This is a genomic window from Dyella flava (assembly GCF_016904955.1).
GTDB lineage: Bacteria > Pseudomonadota > Gammaproteobacteria > Xanthomonadales > Rhodanobacteraceae > Dyella_B > Dyella_B flava.
The window spans coordinates 49,884-75,677 of record NZ_JADIKE010000019.1 but is presented as its reverse complement, the minus strand read 5'-3'; the positions used below and the strand labels follow the sequence as shown (position 1 = coordinate 75,677).

Below are 25,794 nucleotides of genomic sequence, written 5' to 3'. Positions count from 1 at the left end.
CGGTGGTGGTGGAGTCGCCGTGCTTGCCGATGTTCGACATTGTTTTTGTTCCCCGATTTGGCGAGGCAAGGCCTCTTGCGCGATCGGTTAAGCAAACAACGTAAGCGCTTGGAAGTCATCCGAAATGATCTTCCAATGCTGTAGGTGAGTGCTTATTTTTTGTCGGGTTGTGGTTGAGGGGCGCTGGAGGCGGGTTTTCGGCAGACAAAAAAATCCCGGCCGAGGTTGGGATTCGGTTGCGAAATAAGGGCCAGAACACTTTTCTATGTGGCCCATTGCCGAAATAGAGGTGTCTGAGCCCCTTGTTATGGAGAACCTGGCCTGCAACGACCTCACCTTGAGTCGCAGCCCGTGCGACCGGACGAGCGCAATGTCCGAGCCTCAGTTGTCCTTGCCGGACAGCCACCGACGTTACTCAGTCAACCAAAGAGGCACGCACATGTTTAAGATTATTGGCGCGACGGTGGTCTACGGCCTGGCGTTGTTCGGCCTGGCCAAGTACCTCGAAGCCACGAAGTATGAGTCAACATAACCGGCGTGCACTCCGCGCGCTCTATCAAAACAGGGGATTTGTTAATGGACATTTCGCAGAAGGACCTTGACGATCTTCGGCGGGCGAAATACCTGCTGGAAAACCCCGGGTTTATCGCCAAGGTAACAGCCGTAGTAGGAACGCCCATTGAGTACGGCCTCAAAAAGCTGCCAGCCGATTGGCAGGACAAAGTCATGGCCGTCACGCATCAGTCTCTTGAGAAGGCGGCTGATGGCGCCCTTCTCACACTTAAGGACGTGCCTGACGAGCCCGCGTCGAACATCTGGCACAAGCTCAGCGTCGCCGCAACGGGTGCGGCCGGCGGCTTCTTTGGCTTTGCTGCACTTGCGATCGAGCTTCCCATCTCCACGGCCATCATGCTGCGTTCCATTTTGGACATCGCACGCTCAGAAGGGGAGTCGATTTCTTCCGCAGAAACAAAGATGGAGTGTCTGAGCGTTTTCGCTTTTGGTAGCACGAAAAGTAACAGCGACGACGACTCTGACGAGGGTTACTTTGCCTTACGCGCGACGCTTGCCGGCGCGACACGCGAAGCTATCTCTGCGCTGGGCAAAAGCGGTGGTGACGCGATCTCGAAGGAAAGTAGTTCCGCGATACTGAAATTGATCGCCATCATTGCTGAGCGCTTTGGCGTCGAAGTTAGCGAGAAGATCGCTCTACAGGCAATCCCGGTCGTCGGCGCCATCGCCGGCGCGACGATCAATACGCTGTTCATCGACCACTACCAGGACATGGCGCGAGGGCACTTCATCGTTCGGCGCCTCATTCGTGCGTATGGCGTCGAGTACATCGAGCAACAGTACGCGGCGCTTCCGTCCAAGCCCGCGGAGGCACCGCCACGCTCGACCGATGATGTGACCCCCGAGATGGCTTAAAGAGGGGGCCGCCATGGGCGGCCCTTTTCTGTGGCGCAATTATGGGTAGGTCTGCCCTCTTGGTTACGCGACCAAGCCTCCAGGCCGGGCAGGGCGCTAAAACTTACGCCTGGGTTTGGAGGTCTGGTCGTGCATGGACGGTTGCCACGAGGGGTTTGGATCGCTGGTAATGTGTAGGCCTTAATCGCCGGCACGTTCTTTAGCCTGTCAAAAGACGCTGCTAGGTTATGCGGCCACTATTCCGTATTTAAGGGGACAAGATGGACCTACAGGTAGCGGAAGGGATGGATGGCACCCAGACAGCGGCAGAACGGCGAACGCCCCGGCGTGTTTCCATCGACCATCGTGCCAATCTGGCGCTCCTTGGACTGGTCTCGACGGCCGTGCTGGTGCAACTCATCGTATGGCCGTTCCTGTTGCGGCATTGGGGCGTGTCCGTGCTATGGGTCGCGGTGCCGCTGGTATTGCTGACCCCGATGCATTGGGGGCTGATCCATGAATCCATTCATGGGCATTTATTGCCCCAACGGCGGCTCAACGAATGGCTTGGGCGGGTATTGGCGATTGCCTTCCCGTTGCCGTACGACGCCGTACGCTTTGGTCACCTGATGCATCACCGCTATACACGCGAATCCTATGACCGGCCGGACGTGCATGATGGCGTGACGCATCACCTGCTTGCGCGCATCGGCTACTACGCGCATTTGCTGGGTGGTTTCTATCTGGGGGAACTTGCGCTGCCGTTGCTCACCTTTCTGCCGGCCAGCTGGGTGCGCCGCCTCGTCGCGCATAAGCTTCGCAGCGAAGAGCCGGTCGGCCGGGATGTCCAGCGCCTGTTTGTTGCTTTTGCCGGAAATGCGGAACGGCGCAGCCTTATACGGCGTGACTGGATGCTGTCGATCGCACTCCATGCCTGCGCATTTTATCTCTACGGGGCGTGGTGGCCTGCGCTTGCCATAACGATGTTTCTGCGTGGAGTGTGGATCTCGCTGGCGGATAACCTGCCGCATTACGATGTCATGCTTGACGAACAGGGGCGGGCGCGCAACTTTCGCGCGCCGGCTATCTGGCGCCCCGTGTTGATGAATCATCATCTTCACCGCCTGCATCACCTGCATCCAACATTGCCGTGGACAGCACTTTCGGCGCTCGCGCGTGAAGGTGACGCCGCTTCCGCTCCTGATACCGAAGCTGGTTATTTCAGCGCGGCGCTCCGGCAGTTTCGCGGGTTTGGCAAAGTGCGTTAAGGGAGACGCGTACTGGGGTCAACGCCTGCTCTGGGCAGACTCCCTTGAGAAAGGGGCGGAAGCTGAGGTATTCCCAGTTTTTTGCTCGTCGTCCCGGCGAAAGCCGGGACCCAGCGACGTGGATGCGGCAAAGACACTAGGTCCCGGCCTTCGCCGGGACGACGGTGAGGCGATTTGAAAAGTCGCGGATGACTTGGATAGCTCCCATATTCCGTTGGACTGGTCGAGCAAAAACGTGGGGAAACCTCAGGCCTCTTTAGTGGATCACAAGCACCAGGCTGTGCGACGCGATCTCGATCAGTGCCCCGAGGTGTGGCGGCGAAACTCCCCTGACCAGTCCATGCGCGTCGATCGGAATTCGGCCACCAGGTCATTCGGCGAGTGCGGGTGGATCACAATTTCCCCGTCAACCAGCTCGTCGCAAAAGCGCCCGCCGTTGGGTGGGTCGATGGCATAGCGGCTGCTGTGCGGATCCCCATGGACGAGATGCGCATGCAGGACGCACATGTGAGGCTCATGCACCTGTGCGATCAGGCGGTGGGGCTCGAACTGAATTTCCGTGTAAACGCCATGTGGCCCCCGAGCGTGGAGAACTCCTCCAAATACATGGCTCGGAGCAGGCGCGGCGCAAAGTGCGCCGGCGCTGATACTCAGCAGCACAGCAGTGCCCCACGTCCTGGGTCGAACCCCGATGGCAAGGGTGTGGCGAGTAGGGCGGGTGGAGGGGGTGTCAGGCAGGGCGTTCATCGGTCATCTCACAATCGGCGGGCGATTAGAGCATTTGCCGGTCGCACGCGCTGAGACCTGGATTGCATCGTTGCATCCAGACTTTGTGCCGGTAAAGGAATAGGGGGCCTGACTCTATATTGGGTTGCTGGACCGTTGACTACTCGCACAAGGTGCGCTGAGTGGGGCGACGGTCACCTGTAACCGGCTAACCAGTCAACGAGAGCAACACGAATCATCTTTGGAAATTCGGCTGTTTTTCGACGAACAGCTGACGCCGTCATTGATATCTAACTGACACGGGTCCACGTCGATTCAATGTCATCCTTGACCGCAACGTCAACCTCTGCCTCGGACACCCCCGTAAGCTCGTTGATTCGGCCATGCCGCATCCCGCAGAAATGACCGCTTCGTCTATATGTGGCGGTCCAGATGACGCGGTCTGAAGTTGCTTGTTGGTAGTCACCTTCGTAGGTGAATCCATTCGTCGTTGTGCCAGAAACGCTTGCCATGATCGTCCCCTTTGAGGTGGTCGTAATCCCAGCATAGTCCTTTATTTGAAACGAAAGCGGCGCTGGCAAACACCCCAGTTCCGATAGGCATGGCGTCTGCAAATGCGTTCAGAAAATCGCGTCGTCAGATTACGCTCAACTAACAACTGTAAGCGCATGCTGCCAAAGCGCCGGGAAAGTAAACGCTTCTCCTTGGCAGGCGTCTCAGCCACACGGTTCTATACCCTAACGCCAACTGAGTATTTCTCCGATTTTCACGTCGGAGCCGCGGTTTTGTCCGCTCAAAATCCGCCATGCGGATTACCACTCAAGGCGAACTCATGTCTACTCATGACTCCGGCACCTCTCCAGTTGCCTCCAAGAACATCATCGATACAGCGGCAGCAAATGACTCATTCCATACGTTGAGCAAGGCTCTTGAAGCAACTGATTTGACCAACGTTCTGAAAAGCCCCGGTCCGTACACTTTCTTTGCGCCGACGGATGCTGCGTTCGAAAAGCTGCCCAAGGGTACGCTCGAGAACTGGCTCAAGCCGGAGAACAAGGCGGAGCTTCTTTCCGTATTGAAGTATCACGTACTGCCAGGCCGGGCATCGGCCGTTGAGGTCGAGAAATTGACCGCGCCAACGATGATGCAGGGCCAGCGTGCAACGGTAAAGAAAGACGGCGAGGCGCTTAGCATCGCCGGTGCCAAGATCACTCAGCGGGATATCGCATCGAGCAATGGCGTCATCCACGCCATCGACACGGTCATCGTGCCGACCAAGCAGTAAGCAACAGGAGTTTGTGGCGGGGGTAACCTCGCCACAACGCATCGACTGAGCACGCCATGGACGGCTTTCGGTTGCTGCCAGTGCAGATCTGAGGGGCGCGGGGTGAGGATTGTTTTATGCCAAGCAATTCCATATGCGAGAACTATCGGGGTTATCAAATTATCGCCACCGGCGAGGCTTGCGAGGTTCTTCGCGATAACGGTCGGATCGATCGCTTTGCGCGCGAGTACTTGCGTCTGGATGTTCCTGCCGAGCTTGTGCTGGCACTGCTCATTGATGAAGCGGAAGAACGTATCGACGCGATCTTCACCGCTACTGAATGCCCACCGCATCTAACCGCACGTCGTCAATGGAGAGACAGGCCTCTTGCCAGATGAGCGAGCCATCCCGACTTGCCGCCATCGAGGATCGCCGTATGTCCGCCTATCTTCAGAACCACTTCACTTTTACCGATGAGGCACTTCATTCGTTAGGGGTGGAGCCGAACATCCAGATCGGCATGTCTCCCTATAAAGAGGGTTTTCCCGTGCCATGCCAGGGCGATCTGGTGCAAGTCATGGTCAATGGTAAATCGCGGCAATTTGTCGTTGTGCTTCGACAGTTCATCTATCAATCCGCGGAAGAGATGAGCATCCGTTACGTGCTGGACACGATTCGGTAAACCTGCTTTTTCCGGCTTGAAACAGCGGGTTCAATATCGGCAGCTTTTGGATCGCACGCGGATCATTTCGTAGGAGAAGTCATGAGTACTCATGTCAACAACCACGTTCCGAATGACAACCTTATTGATTCGGTTGACGCTCTCGGTTCATTCGCCGTATTACGAAAGGTGCTGGATGCCGCAGGGCTTTCCGTGATGCTGAGTGCCTCGGGTCCTTACACATTATTTGCTCCGAACGACAGGGCATTTGCCAAGCTGCCGAAGGGGACCGTTGAGGATTGGCTAAGGCCAGAAAGCAGGGATGAGCTGCTTTCTGTACTCAAGTATCACATCTTTCCGGGCTTCGCCTCTTCCGCTGACGTGGGCACCATGTCGCATCCCAGAATGTTGCAGGGCCAGTCAGCCGTGATCACAAAGGAAGGCGACAAGATCAGGATCGATGGCGCCAACCTGATCGGGGTTGATATTGTGTCGAGCAATGGCGTCATTCATATGATCGACACGGTCATGCAGCCCATTGAGCCTTCCACGAGGCATTGATCGATGGTGGTACTGGTGTTTGGGCGTCCGCAGCTAAGTCGCCGCATCGCCGCAAAAGGGGCGGAGGTAGTTAAGAGTGCCTAACTACCTCCGTTCTTTTTTTAGCTCAAAAAGCGGCTGCCGACCATCTCCTCGCTCCTGATCCAAAGCGCGTGAGCGTTCTCCGGGTCCACCGCGTACGCCATGACGCCTGGACTCATCGGACTGACAAATTCGCGAATGACCGGCGATACCTGGCAGTTTTCACAGTAGCGACCGCCAACCTCATCGGATGGCGCGACGAATGCGGCCCAGGCCGAGGTTGCCGCCCCTTGGGGTACGGTCTTGTACTGAAAGGGCGGATGCCCTGCGGCCATTGACATGGCATTGATCTGTTCCACAACCCGGCCCATCTCGCCGGGTGTCATGTGGCGATCGAGCTCGGTCTTGATCACGCCTGGATGGACGGCTGTTGCGCGTATTCCGCGCCCCCGATGACGACGGTCGAATTCCACCGCAAACAGGATGTTGGCTGTCTTGGAGCGTGCATACGCAAGCCGCGGGTCGTACGGTGTACGGTCGAAGTTGAGGTCTTCCAGATCGACATCCGAACCACGATGGCCTGTCGATGCCACCACCACCAGTCGTCCACGTGGTGCGATCAACTCTGCAATGCGATTCACAAGGGAAAAATGCCCGAGATGATTGGTGCCGAACTGGGTTTCGAAACCATCAGCCGTGCGTCCGAATGGCGTCCACATCACGCCGGCATTGGCGATCACAACATCAAATAGCTGGTCTTCGTCGAGTAGCGCTTCGGAACAGGTGCGCACGCTGGCAAGCGAAGCAAGATCCAAGGCCATAAGCTTTAGCCCGCCGCCATTGGCAGCCTGTGCCTGAATTCCGGCCGTCGCATGCTCTGCTTTAACGAGATCCCGTGCCGTACCGATCACGTGTGCGCCATGGGATACCAGGGCGCGGGCGGTTTCCACTCCCAGGCCGGCCGATACGCCGGTGATGAGCACGCGCTTGCCGCGCAGATTTACTCCTGAAAGCACATCGTCCGTGGTCGATGTCGCTCCGAATGCTGCTGCCATTGCAATCTCCTTTACCGGTGGATGGCTTTGCTCCACCACTTTCCGTGCGGGTCTGCTGATGTCTTTACTTGTCCTGACGTCGCCGACAGGGTGACGGGTTATTCCGGTGAGCCCATCGCCAATACGATCTTGCCCCGGACGTGACCGGTACGACTCTCCATCAGAGCCTCGGCGGCTTGCGCCAGCGGATAGGTTTTGCTGACGATGACATGGAGCGCTCCCGTTTCGAGTTGCCGCGCTATCTCGGTTAGCGCGTCTCTATCGCGGTTGGTGCTCATGTTGACGAAGGAAAGGCGAATGCCATGGCGAGCGGCGACCGACTCGCCACTGGCCATTGTGTCCGGCGATGGCGCGACCGAGGCCAGTACGCCACCTTTGCGAATCAGGGGAATCGATCGCAACGTGACATCGCCGCCGACAAGATCGATAACCGCATCAACAGGATCAACAACATCCTCGAACCGTGCAGCGCTGTAGTCGATAACCTCGTCCGCACCGAGTGAGCGCAATAGATCGTGGTTGCGCTTGGAACTGGTCGCGATGACCCAGGCACCGCGCTGCTTCGCGAATTGGATCGCAAACGTTCCGGTTCCTCCGCTCCCTCCTTGGATGAGCACACGCTGGCCCGCACGTACGTTCGCGCCAACCGCGCCGAGGGTGGCCTCCCACGCGGTCAGTGCGGCCAGCGGAACTGCTGCGGCGAGGTGCAGCGAGATGTTCGCCGGTACATGCACAGCCATGGCAGCGGGCACTGTTACAAACTCGGCATAGGTTCCGCTCCGCGCAATCAGCGCGGCGCCGAAGACGCGGGCGCCAACCGCGAGAACGGTCACGTTGGAGCCAATCTCGCGAACAACGCCTGCGAAATCCATTCCCGGTGTGAACGGCAACGGCAGGTGGAAAAGACTACGGGCGTATCCCGCGCCCAGTTGCCAGTCCGCCGGATTGACACCGGCCGCCGCCAGTTCAACAAGGATTTCGTCTGCTGCAGGTTTCGGCCGCTCGGCAACATCCTCCCGGATGCATTCCGGGCCGCCGAATTCGTGATATCGCATGGCACGCATTCAAGACTCCGATCAATGGATCAGGCGCACGCCCACGGGTTGGGCGAAGTCAGCCTGGTTGATGGTCAGCATATCGAGGGCATGTCAGACGTAGAATGCTCTTAAATCCGTATTACATGTGTAATAGTCTTGATCATGATCTCAGAACCACTCTCAGACATGCTTCAGCTCCTGGGCGCGAAATCCGTCGTAACGGGAGCGCTCATTGCCGGTGGCTCCTGGTCGATCAGCTTTCCTCCGCCGGACCGAATCAAGTTCTGGGGCATCGTAAAAGGACGTTGTTGGGTCCGAATGGGTGATGAGCCCGCCATTGAGCTTCGGGCTGGCGACGTGTTGTTGATCCTGCAACCGTCACCGATGACGCTGACCACTGATCCTGATACTCCTAGCGTCGGGATCGACGAGGTTCTCTCCAAGGCAAACGGCGAAGTTTGCAAGATCGGAGACGGCGAGGACTTCATGTTGATAGGCGGCACGGTCATGCTGGATCCGCGCGGGCGGTCGCTGTTGTTTGGCGCCTTGCCACCAACTATTCATGTCGGGAGCGGCGTGGTGCAGGCGGAAGCACTGCGCTGGATTCTCGATCAGTTGATGAGGGAGCGTGTTGATCGTCTACCAGGCGCTGACGCGGCATCGACCCAGCTTGTCCACCTGATGTTCATCCATATCCTGCGCGCTCATTTAGCGCAGGACGACTTGATGGCTCCGGGTTGGCTGCGCCTTGCCAGCGATCGACGGTTCACAGCGGTACTTGCCTTGATGCACGAGCAGCCGGGCAAAGACTGGAGCCTGCTCGAACTCGCAAAAGCTGCAGGCATGTCGCGCGCGACCTTTGCCCTGCATTTCAAGGCGGCAGCCGGCATGGGGCCGCTCGGCTATCTGACCGAATGGCGCATGCACCTCGCAGAGCGCGCACTGAGACAGGACGGCGTTTCGATCGCGAGGCTTGCCGAGTCACTGGGTTACGCGAGCGAGAGCGCATTTAGCCATGCGTTCAAACGCGTTACCGGTCGCGCACCCAAGTGGGTTCGCCGCAATGATTCGGCTGCAGAAAGCGCGTCAAGCTAACCGAAGATATTTTTCTGATGCGGCCAAAGCGGCCAGGAAGACGCTGCAGATGCAGCAGAGAATTGAAACGTACGCAGACCGACATTTAGCAACAACAATGTCTTACTGGCATGGCTTTCGACAATGAGACGTTCAATTCGGCTTGGTGATTTTTAACAGAATCGAAATGGCCGTCTTAAAACAGGCTCGTTCGTCCGCTCTATGCGGACTTTATAAAGATCATGTTCACGCTATGACAACATATGACACTGCAAAGTCGAGTTCGCTTCGGTTCACACCAAGGCGTTCGCTGGTGATGTGTTTGATTTCTACCGTTCTGCTGCTGTGCTGCAGGCGGTAAAGAGAAAGTCGATTCGGTGACATGGATTCATACACGGCAAAAGGCCTTGCTACAGCGAAGCTGCCGGTTTCATCCGCTTCATCGAGGAGGATTCTTCCATGCGTTCCTATCAACGAGTTGCTTATGTGTCACTGGCTGTATTGGCCGTCGGATTGAGCGGATGTCAGAACTACGTCAAGAAGACCGACTATGACGCAGCCATCGCCCAGCTACGTTCCGATCAGCAGAAACAGCAGCAGGAAATCGACAGTCTGACGCAGCAGATGCAGCAACGTTTTGCGCAATACGACGCGAAGATTGCTGAGATGAACGGGCGCATCCGTATCGATACGGTTTCCCACTTCGCCTTCAACGACGCCACGCTGCGTGATCAGGACAAGCCCTTGCTCGACGATTTCGCCAAGATGGTGTCGAAGAACTATCCACAGGCCGTGGTCACGGTGGAAGGCTTTACCGATCCCTCCGGCAGCGCGTCGTACAACATGCGGCTGGGACGCAAGCGTGCGGACGCCGTGCGCGATTATCTGGTGAACGCCGGCATGCCTGCCGACCAGATACGTGCGGTCAGCTACGGCAAGGCAGCCAATCGTCAGGTGGAGAAGGGTAAATCGGGCGATGAGGGAGAGGCCAATCGTCGCGTGAGCCTGGTGGTGGATTTCGCGGGCACCCAGGCACAGACGACAGAGACCCCAGCCCCGACCCAGCCACCGGCATCGCCGCAAGGATGAGGTCATAGGGTGTTGTGACAGCCATGCCTCCGCTTTTTTGCTCGTCGTCCCGGCGCAGGCCGGGACCTAGCGTCCTTGCTGCATCCAAGTCACTAGGCCCCGGCCTGCGCCGGGGCGACGGTGGGGTGGTTTGGAAAGGTGCAGGCGGCATGGCGCTTGCCATCAGTCAGGCAAAATCATCAGCGTATCGCCCACGCCTCTTTCCCCGGATGCATCCGATGGATGGCCCACCGTCGACCCGCCTACAACCATATTGCTCGACCCACCGCCGTCCAGATTGAGCGCCGATGCCGCGCCCAGCCACTTCATGACCGCCGCGGTTTCGGGGATGGTTGTTCCAAGGCTCAATCCAGGTTGACGCCCGTCAATCTCGACGAGAAGTATCGTCCCATCGGCAGCAACGCCGACAGCAGTGCGGCCATTGCGATCGACGTACCAGCCTTCGTACCAGCTTTGGTTTGGCGTACCCGATGAATCGCCATGATCAACGGCGGTTATGTCTGGAGAAAAACCTTCAGTCGCGGCATTCGCAGCGAGATCGGGCGTGATGAGTGTGGGGCCTGCTTCAATAATCGATACGCAGGGCCTCAGCGAAACTTCATGACCGTTCGAATAGACGTGCGTTGAGAGCATCAGTTTGGTTCCAGTCGCCGCATGCTGTTGAAGCCAGTTTGCATTCTTGCCCAAGCCTTGCAGGACGTAACCGCCAGAAGGCGGCGCTGCGTGACCAAGCGCTGTATGCCCACTCATCACGGTTCCGGCTGCGCTGACGATCAGCTCGTATGTAGCGCCTTTGTAACCCGCGTTGACTTGTGAATTGGACGCCTTGTCCTGCCGATACAGGCTGTCGTACATCACAAGATCGTTGTAGTTGGTGCAAACATGGTCCTGGGCGGGCAGGGTGGTGGGGGACTGCGCGGGAGCCCCACAGTTGACCACGGTTCCGAGAATCGGGCGATCGATGGACTTGATCTCCGTCGTCATGCCTTGACTATCCGATAACGTCACACGAGTAGTCAGCCGGGAGAGCAGGGTGAGCTTCGGATGACCGTCACGCGTTTTGGTGATCATGACGCCGGAACGCCCACCTGCTGCAGTGGCGATCAATCTGCCATCAAGAACGGTTGTTCCCACGGGTGAGCGCGCCGGGAGTGGCGTATTGAATGGATTGATGTTGGAGAAAAAGCCGCCGTTCACGCCCGCAAGTGCGCTCAATCTCCGAGCGGCGGCCGATACCGTTTCTCCGTTACCGCCGAGGTCATTGCCACCGGCCAAGGCCACCGCGAGGGCAGCGGACGTCTGCGATGGCTTGATCGCGAGCACGTTGACCAGCCACGGTCCGGTTGTGGCATTTCCCGCTAGGGCCGTATTCCTTACCGCGGGCTGGTATTTATGCGAGGTTGCTTGCGCGATGTGTTCGGCTGCGGCTGTCGCATCGGCCTGTGATGGGTATTTTCCTAACGATAAGTAATATCCCAACACGGTACCGTCGAGATTCTTTCCCGCTGAAGGATCAAATCGCGTTGTGAATCCGGCTGCGGTGAGCGCGCTGACGTCATGCTGCGCCGCCGCTCGCGTTGGATAAAACCCAATGTTCACCGTCCAGAAATCGGATGCGCTAACCGAACCACGCTGGATGTGGAAGTAGGTCACGCCACTCGTCACTGGCTGTGTGACGACACGCTGAGTCGAGCCGGCTGGCCCTAGCGGCATATCGCTCGACGGCATCGTCCAGGTTTCCGCTGTCGGCTGAACGCTCGACACATCACTTTCGTGGGCACATAGAACGGCTGATATGCCGACTGTCAGGACCATGCCTGCGAGGGCACAGGATTTCGCAACGTCTTTCTTCATTGGGTGGTTATTCGCATGCGATAGCTTCGCGGGTACGAGGCTGGATTGAGTGCACTGTCGCCATCGTATGAGCGTGCTTCCTTATCATGAAGTCCCCATCGCTCTCATTGACGAGCAGGCATTTTATAGTTGAGCCCCCCGGTCCAGCGCCCATAGCGCCGGACGGAATTCTCAGCTCGCACGTGCCTTGGCTTCCTTGGCCAAAGTCTGACGCATCTCCCGCACGGCTTGTTGCTGCCTGGGATCGTTGCCGAAGTGCGTAAGGAAGTAGTTGATTGTGTCGTCCAGGCCCGGACGTGGCTGGTCTTTCTGGATGCTGGCGCGAAGTATCCAGCCGAAGGCATTGTCTGGGTCCACACGAATGAGCTGGTCCGCTACATCCCATCCCTTATCCCATTCGTGCGTGTTGTAGACGTAGATATGACCCAATTCGCGCAGTGACCAATTATCGGTCGGATCAATTTGATGCGACTTTTGCAATGTCTGTTCTGCGTCGGGATAGTCTTTCAGCCCTTCAAACATCTGGCCAAGCGTGGCGAACAGCCACGCATCGTTGCTGTTGGCAAGGTTCTGGGCGCGCTGGCCTTCAGTCAACGCCCACTTGCGGTAGCCAAAATTGGCCACCGCCGCGGCGTGTGCAGCGAGATCTCTCGCGTTGTAGGGGCCGAAGCGCAAGGCCTCGGTCAGGTACACCGCAGTCAGGTCGATATTTTCATCAACCCACGTCTGCTCTCCGGCACCGCTTAATGCCTCGAAGCTGGGAAGACTATCGAAAATCTTGCGGTCGTCTTTGTGTGATGGAGGTCTGCGTGATGGGTCGTCGCAATCACAATCATCATAGAGTTTGGCGACATAGGCGGATGCAGTAACCGGAACGATAGCCAGCAACGGGTTGGCGGATTGATGGCTGCGGGCCATGTCGCTGATGGCCTGCATGGTTGCTGGTGAGCCGGCCCATTTGCTCTCGCCCATGCGAAGCATTTCCATATAGACCCAAAGATCAGATGGATCGATCTGCATGGCGCGATGGGTCCCATCGTCCATATACATGTAATCGCCCGTCATGCCGCCTATCTCGATCATGCCGGTATAAATCGCCATGATTCGCGGATTGATGGCCATGGCCTTTTTGAAATCGCTCTTGGCTTTTTGCAATAGAGCGTCCATGTCATCCAGTCTGTATTGAGCGGTGTATTTGGTGAACGCCGCACCGCGCGCCTGGAAGGCCATGCCGATGTAGATCCAACCGCTTGCTGCATAAGCGAAAGCGCTGTGGGGTGCTTCGCGTATCCAGGCGTCCACCACCTTGCGTACATCGGTCTGGCCATTGCAGCCACAGAGCGCGTTCAGGTAAATCTGATCCAGCGCCCCCTGGGAATCCAGTTGGCTGACCTGTGCCTGCAAGGCCTGCTGTAACTGCTTTTCCAGCGTGCCAGTATTGTTGCTCTGAATGTATTGGCGGATCTGGACGTAGCTTAGATGCGGTTGGAACAGGTAATGGCAGTACGCCACAACGGTTTCGTGCTGCCAATGGCTGCCTGGCAGATCCGGATATTGCAGGCAGCGTTGCATGGGATCGGTAATGCCATCGGCTTTTTCGGCGGCATCCAGAAAAGCCCTAAGTTCGTCGGGCGAATATATCGATTGAGAGGTTATAACCGTCGCTTTGGGTATCGGCTTTGATGTGCCGTGAGGAGATGCGCCGTGATGGTCCGCGACCATCCAGCCGCCCCAGGCAACTAATGCAACCAGTAAGCCCAAAAGCAGATAGCTTTGCCGCGTCATGCGTCTGGCTCCCCCTAGGATGGTCCATCGTAGCACTCACGTGCTCCGGGGATGGCGAGGCCGGTTTCAAGCAAGCCTTGAAGAGGTGGCCAAAGTCCGGGATACGCCCGCCTTTCCCCGGTGAAAACCAATGATTCTTCGCAACAACCCGGATTTGTCGCGCCGTTATTCCCGCGGAAGCGACGGTTTCCTAAAGCGGCTTGGCACAAAGCCCGTTTTAAAGGATTATCGGTCAGTGCGCCTTTTGGAAAGGAAATGGCGTATTTCAAATCAGCAAAAACGGATTGGGGGAAAACATGAAGTTTCGAAAGAGCTTGCTGGCAGCAGGCTTGTTGCTGCTATCCAGTGCGGTGCAGGCAGGGCCCTATAGCGATGCCTTGTCACAGTGCCTGGTGGGAAAGAGCACGATGGATGATCACGTGGTCTTTGTGCAATGGATGTTTGCCGCCATGTCGCGACATCCGGCAGTGGCGTCCATGGCGACCGTTTCTGATGCCGAGTTTGATCTTGCCAATAAGCGAATGGCGGATCTGTACACTCGATTGTTGACGGTGACGTGCAGGGATGAGGCCAGGGCGGCACTTAAGAACGAAGGCGCATTCGCCATGTCGCAAAGTTTTCAGGCGCTGGGTCAAGTGGCTGGAAGGGAGCTGTTTATTAATCCAGATGTCTTGAAAGGCTTGTCCGGAATGTCAAAGTATTTCGACAAAGCGAAATTCGACGAATTGAAGAGTCCGTAGCGTCGTTGCGCAGTGAGGCGACAGCAAAAATGCGAGGCCGATAAACGGGACGGAGGCTCTTGAGCACGTCCCGTTTATCGGCGGACTAATGCGCGCAGCAACATCAAGAACACCATCTACGCCAACATGACGAGAAGCGCTGAATGACGCAGCGCTTTTTGCACGACAAGCCTCTCCATGGGAATAATGTGGCTTTTCCCCCGTCTTATGCGTCAAGGCGATCTCTTGGTCTTAAGCGCGGGGTCGTTCTTCCTACTCCCAAAGGTGGATCACGATCAAGATGCGCAACATGCTGCTTGCGTAAAATTTTTATCGATAAGGGCGAATAAGTTTGTGGATTAAATAAATTTAATCGACAAATTGGTTCAATAAACAATTGGGGGGTTGGTTACATGCTTGTTCGAGGTGTACAGTTGCGCCGCCCCACCCACGTTGTAAAAAGGAAAAGCTTTTTCATGTGCATGGCTAGTCGTCACGCCAAGCCTGAATTATTGCTTTGTCGCAGGGAGGCAGCCCTTCCATCCCCGAGGAGGCCATCATGCCCGTCACCGCCCGCAACGACATCCCTTTCGAACTGTATAAAGCCAACCTGCAATTTGCGCTGCGCACCAACAAGCTGCTGAAGGAGTGTGGACAACACTGGGTCAACGCCTTCAGCCACGCGGCCGGAGAACAAGTCACCGCAACGCAGGAACAGATCGAAAGGGTCTCCCAGAATGCAGATTGGCATTCGCTGGCGACGATTCCCGGCGAAGCCTTGCTGAGTCTGATGCGAGCAAAGACGGGCAATGAGCCATCGATCGTCAAGACGGCAGTCGCCAATCAAACCCGCTTCCTGAGCGGATTGCAGGAAGCGTTTTCGATGTGGCAGCACGATTCAGTCAAGGCGATGGGCGAGCTTGACGCCAGCAACGCTTTCAGCACGAACATGGGCGATTTTTTCAAACTGTTCCACAACACAACGCCCTAGGGAGCGCCCATGACCACTGAACATGTGGCACTGGTGACCGGCGGTATGGGCGGCATCGGCGAGGCGATTGCCAGAGCCTTGCACGATAACGGGTGTACCGTGCTTGTCACGCATTCCCCGCACAACGATCACGTGGATGCCTGGCTTGAAAGTCAGGCCACACAGGGCTATCGCTTCGGAGCCTACGGCGTCGACGTGGCCGACTTTTCCTCATGCCAACGGTTGGCCGAACAGGTCGCGCAGGATGATCATACGGTAGACATTCTGGTCAATAACGCCGGCATCACGCGTGATGGACGCTTCCTTAAGATGGAAAGGGAAGACTGGGAAAGCGTCATGCACACCAATCTCGATTCGATGTTCAACGTGACCAAGCAGTTCTGCGCGGGCATGGTCGAACGCGGCTGGGGCCGCATCGTCAACATCGGTTCGATCAATGGCACCAAAGGCCAGTTCGGCCAGTGCAATTACGCGGCGGCCAAGGCGGGTATCCATGGCTTTACCGAATCGCTGGCGCTGGAGTTGGCGCGGCATGGCGTAACCGTCAACACCGTGTCACCCGGTTATATCGATACACACATGTTGGCCGCGGTGCCCAGGGATGTGTTGGAAAGCAAGGTGATCCCGCAGATTCCGGTAGGGAGGCTAGGCCACCCCGAGGAGATCGCGGCCTTCGTTGCCTTGATCTGCAGCGATGCTGCTGCCTTCATGACGGGTAGCGACGTGGCCATCAACGGTGGTCAGCACATGTATTGAGTAGATGCTGCGCGTGCTCGGGTGCATGAGAAAAACGAGATATGCACCCGTTCCCCTTGGGCACGCGCGGAGGGCACATGGATGTGCTCGGCTTTGAGGAGCGAGAAGGGGGCTGTGGTGAGGGCGCAATGTTGCGCGATGCTTGGTCACATTCAGCTCAAAGCACTTCAATGTGACCGTGAAGTTTGAGGCAAGCGTGGCCCCTCACCCCAACCCCCGGATCAAGTCCGGGGCAGGCTCTCTCCCCGGAGGGGAGAGAGCGCTAAAAAAAGGGACATTCGGTTCGATTACTTGGTGGCAGCTGTGGCGAATTCAGCTCCCTTGGCGATGCTGTCGGGCCAGCGCTGGATGATGCTCTTGTAGCGCGTGTAAAAGCGCACGGCTTCCTGACCGTACGTGTGATGATCACCGAACAGCGATCGCTTCCAGCCTCCGAACGAATGCCAGGCCACTGGCACTGGACTCGGCATGTTGATGCCCACCATGCCTGCCTTGATCTGCCGAGCGAATGTGCGCGCTGAGCCGCCATCGGATGTGAAAAGTGACACGCAGTTACCCAGTTCATGCGCGTTGACGAGTGCTATCGCGCTCGCGAGATCGGGCACGTGCACCACCGACAGAACCGGCCCGAAAATCTCTTCCCGGTAGATGCTCATATCGGGCGTCACGTCGTCAAACAGCGAACCGCCGAGAAAGAAGCCTTTTTCACGGCCAGGTACGATATGACCACGACCATCGACGATGAGTTTGGCGCCTGCCGCGACACCCGCTTCGATATAGCCCGTTACCTTGGTCCGATGCGCGGCGGTGATGAGCGGCCCCATATCCAGATCGGGCTCCATGCCGCCGCCAATCCTGAGCGAACGTACACGCGGCACGAGACGCGCGATCAGCTCCTTGCCAACTCGCCCCACCGCCACCGCGACTGAGGTCGCCATGCAGCGCTCGCCGGCCGAGCCGTACGCCGAGTTGATCAGCGCATCAATGGCCTGATCGAGATCGGCATCGGGCATGACGACGAGATGGTTCTTCGCGCTGCCCAACGCCTGCACGCGTTTACCGTGCCTGGCGCTTTCGCTGTAGATATATTCGGCGACGGGTGTCGAGCCGACGACCGATATTGCGGCCACATCAGGGTGCTCGATCAATGCATCGACGGCGCCCTTGTCGCCATGCACCACATTGAAGACACCTTTGGGAAAGCCCGCCTCGATGAACAGCTCGGCCAGCCGGATGGATGCCGACGGCGTGCGCTCCGAGGGCTTGAGCACAAATGTGTTGCCGCATGCTGCCGCCATCACAAACATCCAGCACGGCACTACCGCGGGGAAATTGAATGGCGTGACGCCTGCGGCTACGCCGACTGGCTGACGCAGATTCCAGTTGTCGATGCCGCCGGCGATCTGATCGGTGAAATCAGTCTTAAGCAGGTTTGGGATCCCGCACGCGAATTCGACGATTTCGATACCGCGTATCACCTCGCCCTTGGCGTCCGAAAACAGCTTGCCGTGTTCGCTCGTGATGATCTCGGCGATTTCGTCGAGATGCGCCTCAAGCAGCTCATTGAACTTGAACATCAAACGAGCGCGCTTCAGCGGTGGGGTTTCGCTCCAGGCCGGAAACGCGGCTTTCGCAGCGGCGAGGGCGGTGCCGACATCGGTTGCGTTGGCGAGCGGCACGCGGGCCGAAACGCGGCCTTGCGCCGGATCGAATACGTCGTTGAATCGCCCGCTCGCGCCGGCGGCGCGTTGACCATTGATGAAATGAGTCAGCTCGCGCACGCGCTCGCCAACTTGTTCTACTACGCTCATATGTCCTCCGATGGAGGGATGAGTGCGCGCGCGGCGGCGCTACGCCTCCTTGCGAACCCTAGCATGGACGTTGGTGCCAAAAAGTTACGCGGAGAGAACGTTTATTTTTTTTGATCAAGTGTTGGCACGAGAATTCAGGCATTCAGAAAATAACGGTGCAAAACACTTTTCTAATGGCCTGGCTGTCGAGGAGTGTTCTGATCCGCGATAGAGCCGGTGGGTGGGATGTCTTGACGAGCGTGGTGAAGCGCCACAGCGTAGCGGGTTCGATACGCAACTCGTTAAGCGACAACTTGGTATCGCGATCATTTCTTGTTGATCGTTCTCCGAGTACGTCAAGGAAGCGCCTCAGTGCCGACTGCTGCTAACACCATCGAGAATTTTTCCGCGAGGATGTTTACGTATGTTCATTCGAATGCGGCAAAACCATCACTGACTAGCAACGAATAAGTAGTTCAGACGGTATTGGTACGCTATACAAACCCTTCCTCATCCTTACGGGATTCGGCGAGGTGTTTTTTTACATATTTTTTCTGTCATTTTGGTTGACGCGCCCATATCGCAAGAGCTACCTTGCGCACGCCTTTGGTTAGCCCATGGGCACTTTTCAATAACCCAACTGCGAGAAATGGACAGTTACCCTCCTAGTCGATGCGCTAGCTTCGGATGCACCTATCCGACGTTGGCGTGCCAAAAATCAAACGTAAGCCTCTACGGCGACCGCGTGCGGTTGGCCGGCGCTTTCCACGACTAGGGAAGTCCGGCTCGCCTCGCGCGCCACCGTGGCGCTTTACGAGGTGAGTCATGAATAAGCTGCAATTGCGTGCGGTCCGTCCTCGTACGGCCAGCACTTTCCACCGACGCAAGGCATTACACGGCGTGAGCCGTGCGCGGAATGCCGTCCCCACCACCACTTTGCGCCATGATGCTCCCGTGCGTCGCGCTATCTCGCTGCGTGTGCAGTGGGTGCGCAATAACGCCACGGGCGCGCTGGAATGCCGCTGGCTGGCGGAGCCTGTCGCGGAGCCACTCACGCGCCGCGCGGTTGTCGATTTTCGTCCTGCTGTTCGCATGCCCCGGCTCGGCGGCATGCGTCCTCCTTCGCGATAAGCACGCCAAGCACCATGCGCCCCCCTCCAGGGATAACCAGCGAATTGCTTTCAAGCATCCGCCTGGACGTGCACGCGATACATCCTGCTCAAGTCTGCATGACTTGATGCCGGCTCGTGTCCGTGTCGCGCCAAGCGGCGAACCACAGGGACCGAGCCATGTCATTCTCATCCTTCCTGCATGCCCCGCTTCGGCCGATCCACACGCCGGATCCGCTGCTCAACATATTTCTCACCTGCCGTAGGCCGGCCAGGCCACCCTCGCCGAGTTCGATGAGCAAGCTGTTGCGTCGGGTGCTGAATAAACCGATATCGCCGCAGTGATCGATCGGGTCCCCTAGCCAAGGTTTTCGGCCGCCGTATCGGCGGCTGGAATGCTTTCTTCATTGCCGGCGTGATCGTTGGCATATCAGCGAAGACATTGTCATGAAGAACATCCATTTCGTCGGTGAGTGGTTTGACTGCCGTGCGCCCAAGGCGCTGCTGTGCGATCCGCAAGCGATCCAGGCACGTTGCATGGAACACATTGCACGCCGCCATCTTCCGATCAGTTATGAATACTTCACTGCTGCCGCTGCAAACGGCGTAATCGGTGCGATGACCGGTGCGGGCATTCATATCGTGCTGCGCACTTTTCCGCATCACGAAGCGGTGACGGCGGATCTGTATGTCGGTGAGGCCGAGCAGGCACAGATCCGCGCCGCCATGCGGACATTTGATGGCCTGCGTGACGAATTCCGTCCCATGCGTGCCTTGCTGCATCGCGTGCAACGTGATGGTCATCCCGTGCCTGCGCGTGGTCGTACGCCGCGCGCACCTACTGAAGTGTTTTTGTCGAAGCCGGTGCGTCGTGCTGTTTGAGTGACCGGCACACCAAGATTTTTCTCCCTCCAACCTGCCTGACTTCAAGGAAGCCATCCGCACCCGCATAAGCGAGTTATTGCAGACACCCATGATCAGCGCCCGCTGACTGCCGCCTTTCCATCGCGGAAGTTTCGGCGGCGCTGAGGGACAACACGATTCAAACGCGGTTACCCATCGCTTCGATCAGCCGGTACGTCGTATCGGCTGCGGTGGAGTACTGCGTCCGACAAAACAGAAGCCATCTATCAACAGGCAAAAACATGAAACAGGGAACATTGGCACAAGCCGTCAGAAACATCCTCTTGGCGGAGTTGGCGTTGTCGGCCGCCTTCGCTGTACCGGTCTTTGCGCAAAGCCAGCAGAGCACGCTCGCAAACGCACCTGCCGAAGGCGGTGCCGGAACCGCGCCGGGGAGTACTTCAACCACGCAGACACCCGGTTCGACCAGCACTGCGGCACCGGATGGCAAGGTCCAGGAACTGAAGGGTGTCGAAGTGACGGGCTCGCTGATCAGAAGCTCGGACAAGACGGGCTACCAACAGGTCCAGAGCATCACGGCCGCAGATATCCAGGCCAGCGGTGCTACCACGGCCGCGAATTATCTGCGCGACTCCAGCGCCAACTCCGGAAGCAGTTATGACGAGAGCACGGTGCTTAATCAATCGCCGGGCGCGACGGGCATCGCCTTACGCGGCCTGAGCGTGAAGTACAGCCTGGTGCTGGTCGATGGCCAGCGTGTTGCGCCGTATGCGTATGCCTCGGGCGGCACTGATACCTTCGTCGATCTCAATACGATCCCGATCAACATGATCGACCATATCGAGATCGTCAAGACCGGCGCGGTGTCGCAGTACGGTTCCGACGCGATCGCCGGTGTGGTCAACATCATCATGAAGAAGGAATTTCAGGGACTTCAGGTCGACGGAAGTGTGGGTGGTGCGCAGCAAGGCGGGCAGGGCACATCGAATTTCAGCTTGCTGGGCGGCTTCGGCGATCTGGACAAGGATCGCTACAACCTGACCATTGCGGCCAGTCATTTTGAGCAAAGCGGCGTGACGCTCGCGCAGCGCGATATCACCAGCAACGAGGACTACAGTGGACTGAACGGAGGCTTTTTCTCCCAACCGAGCTCGTTCTGGATGACGCCTAACGGGCCGCAGGCGCTGACGCCATGTGGACCTGGCGCACAAGTGACCTCCGCGCTAGACAATCTGCAGACCAAGATGCCTGGTACGGTGTGCTCGCAGAATGGCGCGGCGGATCAGTCACTCGCGGCCCAGGTCAAGCGCAGCAATGTGAAGATCCACGCCGAATTCAAGCTTGGCGATAACGTGCAGGCATACGCGGACCTGTGGGGAAGCCACGACACCACCTCGCTTGCATCGGGGCAGCCCGGTTTTGGCGCTGGCGCGCTGGTCCCATCGCTGTATTACCTTCCCGGCACTGGTTATACGGCGTTCGCACCGACGGTCGACGGAACCCCGTTGACCTACTATTTCCCGAGAGCGATGGTGGTCAACACCAACGCGAACTTCTATCGCGCCTCATTCGGCATCAAAGGTTCGTTCAGCACATCAAAACTCGGCGAATGGGACTGGGCGACATCCGTCGGACATTCGGAGAGCAATGCGTCCAATTCATATGCCAACCAGATCGACGCTTCCGTGGCGCAAAACTATCTCAACAGCGTCACGATGAGCACGTTCAACCCGACCGCGTTTGATACGTTGCCGGGCCTGTTTGGTACAGCCCATACCCAAGCAACCTCGAAGCTCGATACTTTCGATGCGACGATTTCGACTTCCAATCTGTTCGAGGTGCCGGCCGGCGAAGTGGGTCTTGGCTTCGGCACGCAGTTCCAGCATCAGAGCGAATACATCGGTGCCGGCTCCATCGATTTTGTGAACCCGTACACGCAGGCGGTGAATGGCCAGCGCAATATCGCGGCTGCGTATTATCAGGTTGATATTCCGATACTGGAAAGTCTGTCCGTCAGCCAGTCGGGTCGATATGACCACTACGGCGACTTCGGCGGAGTGTTTTCACCGCACTATGCGATCCGCTATCAGCCGATACAGGCGTTGACCATGTATGCCTCCTACAGCAGCGGCTTCCGCGCGCCGACGCTGCTCGAACTCTACGAGAAGGGCAGCGTTACCTATCAGGCAGTCGGCACCGAGAACGTCAACGAATACTTTGTCGGCAATCCCGATCTGCAGCCGGAGAAGACCAGGAACTACAACATCGGCTTTGAGTGGTCGCCGACCACCAACACCGATATCGGTTTTGACTGGTACAAGATCTACGTCAGCGACGTGATCAGTCAGGTCAATATCGTCAACGAGGTGAATGCCAATCCGGGGAAGCCGTTCTATGTGCTGCCCTACGAAAACATTTCCTACTTGAATACTCAGGGTTTCGAAACGACCCTCAGCCAGGCCCTGCACACCCAGATCGGCACCTTTACCTTGTCGGGCGACTGGGCCTATGTGTGGAAGTACGAAATACCGGATAGCATCGTGGCGGACTTCGCCGGCAACAACGGCGCGAACGACACTGTGTTCGGCGGCGCCTTGCCGCGCTGGAGGGGCAATACGGACCTTCGCTGGGACAGGAACAACTGGAGTACGACGCTCACCTGGCAATTCACCGGCCCTTACGAGCAAAGAATCGACGCGGGTTCGAATGTGCCGTCCTACAGCCAATTCAATCTTTCGGTCAGCTACACCGGCATCAAGCATTGGAAGCTCTACGCGAGCGTCGACAATCTGTTCAATCACGCGCCGCCGTTTGACCCGGTATGGACGTATACGTATCGTGGTTACTACGATCCGTCGTTGTTTGAGGATATCGGCCGGTATGCGCAAGTTGGTGCGACGTTTACGTTTTGATGCGCGTGCGTGATTTTCTCCCTCTCCCCTCCGGGGAGAGGGTTGGGGTGAGGGGGGGGCACTCTTGCGTGGTGCTTGGCAAGATCCGCCAACATTCAGACAAAAACACTTCGATGCATCCATGTCGGTTGAGGCAAGCGCAGCCCCTCACCCCAACCCTCTCCCCGGAAGGGAGAGGGAGTACGGACGTGGTGTGACTGAGTGCAATCAGCGATCCACCAGCGACATCATCTTCTCGTTATAGCGCAGCCCGGAAATCTTGCCCGGCGCCAGCGCATCATCCAGCACCTTCCTCTGCGCATCGTTGAGCGAGATGGAAGCCGATGCGATGTTTTGTTCCAGATAAGTGCGGCGCTTGGTGCCGGGGATGGGTGCGAGGTCCTGGCCCTTGTGCAGCAGCCAGGCCAGCGCGATCTGGCCGGGCTTGGCGTGCAGTTCTGCGGCGACGTCACGCACGATTTGCGCGGCCTGCACGTTGGCATCGTAGTTCTGGCCTTGGTAGCGAGGGTCGTTGTGACGGAAGTCGTCTTCCGGATATTCCTCCGCCCGTTTGACTTCACCGGCGAGGAAGCCACGCCCGAGGGGCGAGAACGGCACCAGGCCGATGCCGAGTTGACGCAACAGGGGAATGATGTCCTGCTCCAGGTTGCGCTCCCACAGCGAATACTCGCTCTGCAGCGCCGATACCGGATGCACGGCGTGCGCGCGGCGAATGGCGTCTGCGCCTGCTTCGGATAGCCCGAAGAAGCGCACCTTGCCTTGTTTCACCAAATCACCGACGGTGCCGGCCACATCTTCGATCGGCACCTTGCGATCGACGCGGTGCTGGTAGAGCAGGTCGATGTGATCGGTGCGCAGTCGCTTGAGCGACGCATCCACCACCTCACGGATGTGTTCGGGGCGGCTATTCGTGCCGTGACTCTTGCCACCTTCGATCTTGAAACCGAACTTGGTGGCGAGGATGACCTGGTCGCGCTTGCCGGCCAGAGCGCGGCCGAGCAGTTCCTCGTTGATGAACGGCCCGTAGACTTCCGCGGTATCCAGGAAGGTGCAACCGAGTTCGATCGCGCGATGTATGGTGGCGATGGATTCGGTTTCGTCGGCCGGCCCGTAGGATTGGCTCATGCCCATGCAACCCAGGCCGATGGCCGAAACTTCGAGCCCCTGGCTGCCGAGCTTTCGTGTCTGTAGCGTCATGACTGTCTTGTCCTCGTAATGCTTACGGTGCGGCGTGGCATGCGTTCAGCTATCCGGGAATGGATGCCATTCCTAATGGCGACGCTCTATGGCAGCGCTGGTCGCTACGCATTGGGCGCCCATTTGGAAGGTTTGGGGCCCATGGCAAAATTCAACATGCCGCCAGCGCCGATCGACGCGAATGAAATCACGTTTGAGCCAGTACGTCGGGCGCTTTATCGACACCCAGCATCACAAGACGTGACTACTGGCTATTCCGCCTTGGCGTCGACACTCATATGGCTTGGATGTTCACGAGTCTTCGGCGATTGCCTCGGGCTGCGGACAAGACATTGGCGTGCGTTGTGGCATGACCTTGCCGGATGGACCGATGTCCGCATCGTTGGCCGCGACAAACGCCGATTGAGCAATGACCTTGCGAGCTTCCTGCCGTGTCGAGATGCGTGCGGTCAGGAGTACGTATACGCCCATTAGTCCGCAGAACGTCAAAAGGCTCGCGGCACTTCCGAACAGTCGAACGACGGAACCGAGGAAGGCGAGGGCGCCTGCGAGTGCAATCAGGCAGAGCAGGGTGCGGCGGGCGCTGAGGCTGGCCGATAGCAGGATGTGATGGATATGCCCGCGATCGGCTTTGAAGGGCGATTTGCCATTGCGCATACGGCGGTACATCACCGCGATCGTATCCAGCACAGGCAGCGCGACACACCACAGCACGTCGACGGGCGAGAGGTGATGCGAGGGATGTTGGCTCGCGCTGATCAACGCCCAGGCCAGCAGATACCCGATCACCATGCTTCCGGCGTCGCCCATGAAGATCTTGCGGCCGAAGAATCCAAGATTCCAGGCGAGATAGGGCAGTACTGCCGCGGCCAGCAGGATCGTGATGTTCATGAAGCCACGCGACCCGAACGAGTCGCTGAACAGCACAATGGTGCAGACGCTCACCAGGCACAGTCCCCCAGCAAGGCCATCAATGCCATCCATCATGTTGAAGGCATTGAGCAGGCCGATCACTGCGAACACGGTAAACGGTATGCCTGCCAATCCCAGGTGCAATTGGTGCCCAAAGAGATGGCCCAGGCTTTCGATATAGAGACCGGTGCTGGCAATGACGGTCAGAATGGCTGCGACCTGCACCACCAGACGTGACTCCACGCTCAAGTCGTGACGATCATCCAGCGCGCCGATCAGGGCCAGCACGGCGGCCGTTTCCATAATGATCCGCACACGCGGATACACGTTGAAATAGCCGAGCCACCATGCGCCTATGACGACCCCCAGGAAAATGGCCAGGCCGCCGATCAGCGGAATATTGCCTACATGGTGTTTGCGTTCATTGGGGCGGTCGACCAGGCCCAGTGGTTCGGCAAACCTGCGCAAGATCCCGATAGCGGAAAACGACACTACGGCGGCGATCGCACAAGCAAGGACTAGACTTGCGTCCTGCATCTAAATCTCCTTTGCGTCGATCTGACATCAGAGCCAGGCGGCTGACCAACGCAAGGAGAGGAGAAGTCTTCAACACGTACATAAGACGCCCCCCCTCAGGCGCGTCGGAAAGCGTCGGCGGTATCGTCAACGCGTTCTCGGTTTTTTGAAGTGCATCACAAATTAGAACTTTTCCGACAATACCTGACGGTCGGCTTATTGTTCA

At 57.8% G+C, this 25,794-nt stretch carries 22 protein-coding genes; 14 read left to right on the top strand and 8 right to left on the bottom strand.

The features are described 5' to 3' along the window. Nucleotides 1-576 precede the first annotated feature (576 nt). Both ISP19_RS01410 and ISP19_RS01405 read left to right on the top strand, forming a co-directional pair. Complete coding sequence (locus tag ISP19_RS01410; protein ID WP_204678849.1) at nucleotides 577-1,428, top strand: EcsC family protein; 852 nt, start codon at nucleotides 577-579, stop codon at nucleotides 1,426-1,428. Between the two features lie 260 nt (nucleotides 1,429-1,688). Then, nucleotides 1,689-2,675, top strand: coding sequence for a fatty acid desaturase (locus tag ISP19_RS01405; RefSeq protein ID WP_239556355.1), 987 nt, complete (start codon nucleotides 1,689-1,691; stop codon nucleotides 2,673-2,675). Between the two features lie 297 nt (nucleotides 2,676-2,972). Here the strand turns inward: ISP19_RS01405 and ISP19_RS01400 are convergent, their stop codons facing one another. After that, the gene (locus ISP19_RS01400) at nucleotides 2,973-3,182 is read right to left on the bottom strand and encodes a hypothetical protein (RefSeq protein WP_204678848.1); all 210 of its coding nucleotides are present in this window, start codon (nucleotides 3,180-3,182) and stop codon (nucleotides 2,973-2,975) included. A gap of 1,051 nt (nucleotides 3,183-4,233) precedes the next feature. On the opposite strand from ISP19_RS01400, the gene ISP19_RS01395 reads away from it, so the two are divergent. From ISP19_RS01395 to ISP19_RS01380, 4 genes are all read left to right on the top strand, one after another. Beyond that, nucleotides 4,234-4,686: a fasciclin domain-containing protein gene (locus ISP19_RS01395; protein WP_204678846.1), complete on the top strand. Its 453-nt coding sequence runs from the start codon at nucleotides 4,234-4,236 to the stop codon at nucleotides 4,684-4,686. A 116-nt stretch (nucleotides 4,687-4,802) separates the two neighbouring features. Next, entirely contained in the window at nucleotides 4,803-5,063 is a 261-nt protein-coding gene (locus tag ISP19_RS01390) for a hypothetical protein (RefSeq protein ID WP_204678844.1), read from the top strand. Continuing rightward, complete coding sequence (locus ISP19_RS01385) at nucleotides 5,060-5,347, top strand: hypothetical protein (protein WP_204678842.1); 288 nt, start codon at nucleotides 5,060-5,062, stop codon at nucleotides 5,345-5,347. The genes ISP19_RS01390 and ISP19_RS01385 overlap by 4 nt, the downstream gene beginning before the upstream one ends. Before the next feature lie 81 nt (nucleotides 5,348-5,428). Next, complete coding sequence (locus ISP19_RS01380) at nucleotides 5,429-5,887, top strand: fasciclin domain-containing protein (protein ID WP_204678840.1); 459 nt, start codon at nucleotides 5,429-5,431, stop codon at nucleotides 5,885-5,887. Nucleotides 5,888-5,988: 101 nt separating this feature from the next. Here the strand turns inward: ISP19_RS01380 and ISP19_RS01375 are convergent, their stop codons facing one another. Further along, nucleotides 5,989-7,002, bottom strand: coding sequence for an SDR family NAD(P)-dependent oxidoreductase (locus ISP19_RS01375; RefSeq protein ID WP_204678838.1), 1,014 nt, complete (start codon nucleotides 7,000-7,002; stop codon nucleotides 5,989-5,991). Nucleotides 7,003-7,061: 59 nt separating this feature from the next. Next, nucleotides 7,062-8,027 carry an NADP-dependent oxidoreductase gene (locus ISP19_RS01370; RefSeq protein WP_204678829.1) on the bottom strand — a complete coding sequence of 322 codons (966 nt, stop codon included), beginning with the start codon at nucleotides 8,025-8,027 and terminating at the stop codon, nucleotides 7,062-7,064. 159 nt (nucleotides 8,028-8,186) lie between these two features. Here ISP19_RS01370 and ISP19_RS01365 point away from each other — a divergent pair, with 159 nt between their 5' ends. Both ISP19_RS01365 and ISP19_RS01360 read left to right on the top strand, forming a co-directional pair. Further along, entirely contained in the window at nucleotides 8,187-9,095 is a 909-nt protein-coding gene (locus tag ISP19_RS01365; RefSeq protein WP_204678827.1) for an AraC family transcriptional regulator, read from the top strand. Nucleotides 9,096-9,533: 438 nt separating this feature from the next. Beyond that, a complete protein-coding gene (locus ISP19_RS01360; protein WP_204678825.1) occupies nucleotides 9,534-10,163 on the top strand; it encodes an OmpA family protein in 630 nt (209 codons plus the stop codon). Between the two features lie 162 nt (nucleotides 10,164-10,325). Here ISP19_RS01360 and ISP19_RS01355 read toward each other — a convergent pair whose 3' ends face one another. Both ISP19_RS01355 and ISP19_RS01350 read right to left on the bottom strand, forming a co-directional pair. Continuing rightward, nucleotides 10,326-11,816 (bottom strand): phosphodiester glycosidase family protein, encoded by a 1,491-nt coding sequence (locus ISP19_RS01355; protein ID WP_204678823.1) that lies wholly within the window; start codon nucleotides 11,814-11,816, stop codon nucleotides 10,326-10,328. A 372-nt stretch (nucleotides 11,817-12,188) separates the two neighbouring features. After that, a complete protein-coding gene (locus ISP19_RS01350; RefSeq protein ID WP_204678815.1) occupies nucleotides 12,189-13,802 on the bottom strand; it encodes a tetratricopeptide repeat protein in 1,614 nt (537 codons plus the stop codon). A 296-nt stretch (nucleotides 13,803-14,098) separates the two neighbouring features. On the opposite strand from ISP19_RS01350, the gene ISP19_RS01345 reads away from it, so the two are divergent. The 3 genes from ISP19_RS01345 (at nucleotide 14,099) to phbB (ending at nucleotide 16,268) form a co-directional block, all read left to right on the top strand. Beyond that, nucleotides 14,099-14,542, top strand: coding sequence for a hypothetical protein (locus tag ISP19_RS01345; RefSeq protein WP_204678813.1), 444 nt, complete (start codon nucleotides 14,099-14,101; stop codon nucleotides 14,540-14,542). Nucleotides 14,543-15,080: 538 nt separating this feature from the next. Then, complete coding sequence (locus ISP19_RS01340) at nucleotides 15,081-15,512, top strand: hypothetical protein (RefSeq protein ID WP_204678811.1); 432 nt, start codon at nucleotides 15,081-15,083, stop codon at nucleotides 15,510-15,512. Between the two features lie 9 nt (nucleotides 15,513-15,521). Beyond that, complete coding sequence (gene phbB, locus ISP19_RS01335) at nucleotides 15,522-16,268, top strand: acetoacetyl-CoA reductase (protein WP_204678809.1); 747 nt, start codon at nucleotides 15,522-15,524, stop codon at nucleotides 16,266-16,268. A 287-nt stretch (nucleotides 16,269-16,555) separates the two neighbouring features. Here the strand turns inward: phbB and ISP19_RS01330 are convergent, their stop codons facing one another. Continuing rightward, nucleotides 16,556-18,079 (bottom strand): CoA-acylating methylmalonate-semialdehyde dehydrogenase, encoded by a 1,524-nt coding sequence (locus ISP19_RS01330; protein WP_239556353.1) that lies wholly within the window; start codon nucleotides 18,077-18,079, stop codon nucleotides 16,556-16,558. A gap of 804 nt (nucleotides 18,080-18,883) precedes the next feature. Here ISP19_RS01330 and ISP19_RS01325 point away from each other — a divergent pair. The 3 genes from ISP19_RS01325 to ISP19_RS01315 all read left to right on the top strand — a co-directional run bounded on the left by ISP19_RS01325 (nucleotide 18,884) and on the right by ISP19_RS01315 (nucleotide 22,943). Beyond that, on the top strand, nucleotides 18,884-19,189 hold the full coding sequence (locus tag ISP19_RS01325) for a hypothetical protein (RefSeq protein WP_204678807.1): 306 nt from the start codon (nucleotides 18,884-18,886) through the stop codon (nucleotides 19,187-19,189). 425 nt (nucleotides 19,190-19,614) lie between these two features. After that, nucleotides 19,615-20,049: an S-adenosylmethionine decarboxylase gene (locus ISP19_RS01320; RefSeq protein WP_204678800.1), complete on the top strand. Its 435-nt coding sequence runs from the start codon at nucleotides 19,615-19,617 to the stop codon at nucleotides 20,047-20,049. A gap of 263 nt (nucleotides 20,050-20,312) precedes the next feature. Further along, entirely contained in the window at nucleotides 20,313-22,943 is a 2,631-nt protein-coding gene (locus ISP19_RS01315) for a TonB-dependent receptor (RefSeq protein ID WP_204678798.1), read from the top strand. Nucleotides 22,944-23,150: 207 nt separating this feature from the next. On the opposite strand, the gene ISP19_RS01310 is transcribed toward ISP19_RS01315, so the two are convergent. Then, nucleotides 23,151-24,140, bottom strand: a complete 990-nt coding sequence (locus ISP19_RS01310; RefSeq protein ID WP_239556352.1) for an aldo/keto reductase — start codon at nucleotides 24,138-24,140, stop codon at nucleotides 23,151-23,153. Nucleotides 24,141-24,431: 291 nt separating this feature from the next. Continuing rightward, nucleotides 24,432-25,589 carry an undecaprenyl/decaprenyl-phosphate alpha-N-acetylglucosaminyl 1-phosphate transferase gene (locus ISP19_RS01305; protein ID WP_204678796.1) on the bottom strand — a complete coding sequence of 386 codons (1,158 nt, stop codon included), beginning with the start codon at nucleotides 25,587-25,589 and terminating at the stop codon, nucleotides 24,432-24,434. Between the last annotated feature and the right edge of the window lie 205 nt (nucleotides 25,590-25,794).

What these genes read in the sequence shown, in the direction of transcription:
- ISP19_RS01410 (WP_204678849.1), top strand. Translation starts at nt 577, where the DNA reads ATGGACATTTCGCAGAAGGACCTTGACGATCTTCGGCGGGCGAAATAC.
- ISP19_RS01405 (WP_239556355.1), top strand. Translation starts at nt 1,689, where the DNA reads ATGGACCTACAGGTAGCGGAAGGGATGGATGGCACCCAGACAGCGGCA.
- ISP19_RS01400 (WP_204678848.1), bottom strand. Translation starts at nt 3,182, where the DNA reads ATGTGCGTCCTGCATGCGCATCTCGTCCATGGGGATCCGCACAGCAGC.
- ISP19_RS01395 (WP_204678846.1), top strand. Translation starts at nt 4,234, where the DNA reads ATGTCTACTCATGACTCCGGCACCTCTCCAGTTGCCTCCAAGAACATC.
- ISP19_RS01390 (WP_204678844.1), top strand. Translation starts at nt 4,803, where the DNA reads ATGCCAAGCAATTCCATATGCGAGAACTATCGGGGTTATCAAATTATC.
- ISP19_RS01385 (WP_204678842.1), top strand. Translation starts at nt 5,060, where the DNA reads ATGAGCGAGCCATCCCGACTTGCCGCCATCGAGGATCGCCGTATGTCC.
- ISP19_RS01380 (WP_204678840.1), top strand. Translation starts at nt 5,429, where the DNA reads ATGAGTACTCATGTCAACAACCACGTTCCGAATGACAACCTTATTGAT.
- ISP19_RS01370 (WP_204678829.1), bottom strand. Translation starts at nt 8,027, where the DNA reads ATGCGTGCCATGCGATATCACGAATTCGGCGGCCCGGAATGCATCCGG.
- ISP19_RS01365 (WP_204678827.1), top strand. Translation starts at nt 8,187, where the DNA reads ATGCTTCAGCTCCTGGGCGCGAAATCCGTCGTAACGGGAGCGCTCATT.
- ISP19_RS01360 (WP_204678825.1), top strand. Translation starts at nt 9,534, where the DNA reads ATGCGTTCCTATCAACGAGTTGCTTATGTGTCACTGGCTGTATTGGCC.
- ISP19_RS01350 (WP_204678815.1), bottom strand. Translation starts at nt 13,802, where the DNA reads ATGACGCGGCAAAGCTATCTGCTTTTGGGCTTACTGGTTGCATTAGTT.
- ISP19_RS01345 (WP_204678813.1), top strand. Translation starts at nt 14,099, where the DNA reads ATGAAGTTTCGAAAGAGCTTGCTGGCAGCAGGCTTGTTGCTGCTATCC.
- ISP19_RS01340 (WP_204678811.1), top strand. Translation starts at nt 15,081, where the DNA reads ATGCCCGTCACCGCCCGCAACGACATCCCTTTCGAACTGTATAAAGCC.
- phbB (WP_204678809.1), top strand. Translation starts at nt 15,522, where the DNA reads ATGACCACTGAACATGTGGCACTGGTGACCGGCGGTATGGGCGGCATC.
- ISP19_RS01330 (WP_239556353.1), bottom strand. Translation starts at nt 18,079, where the DNA reads ATGAGCGTAGTAGAACAAGTTGGCGAGCGCGTGCGCGAGCTGACTCAT.
- ISP19_RS01325 (WP_204678807.1), top strand. Translation starts at nt 18,884, where the DNA reads ATGAATAAGCTGCAATTGCGTGCGGTCCGTCCTCGTACGGCCAGCACT.
- ISP19_RS01320 (WP_204678800.1), top strand. Translation starts at nt 19,615, where the DNA reads ATGAAGAACATCCATTTCGTCGGTGAGTGGTTTGACTGCCGTGCGCCC.
- ISP19_RS01315 (WP_204678798.1), top strand. Translation starts at nt 20,313, where the DNA reads ATGAAACAGGGAACATTGGCACAAGCCGTCAGAAACATCCTCTTGGCG.
- ISP19_RS01310 (WP_239556352.1), bottom strand. Translation starts at nt 24,140, where the DNA reads ATGACGCTACAGACACGAAAGCTCGGCAGCCAGGGGCTCGAAGTTTCG.
- ISP19_RS01305 (WP_204678796.1), bottom strand. Translation starts at nt 25,589, where the DNA reads ATGCAGGACGCAAGTCTAGTCCTTGCTTGTGCGATCGCCGCCGTAGTG.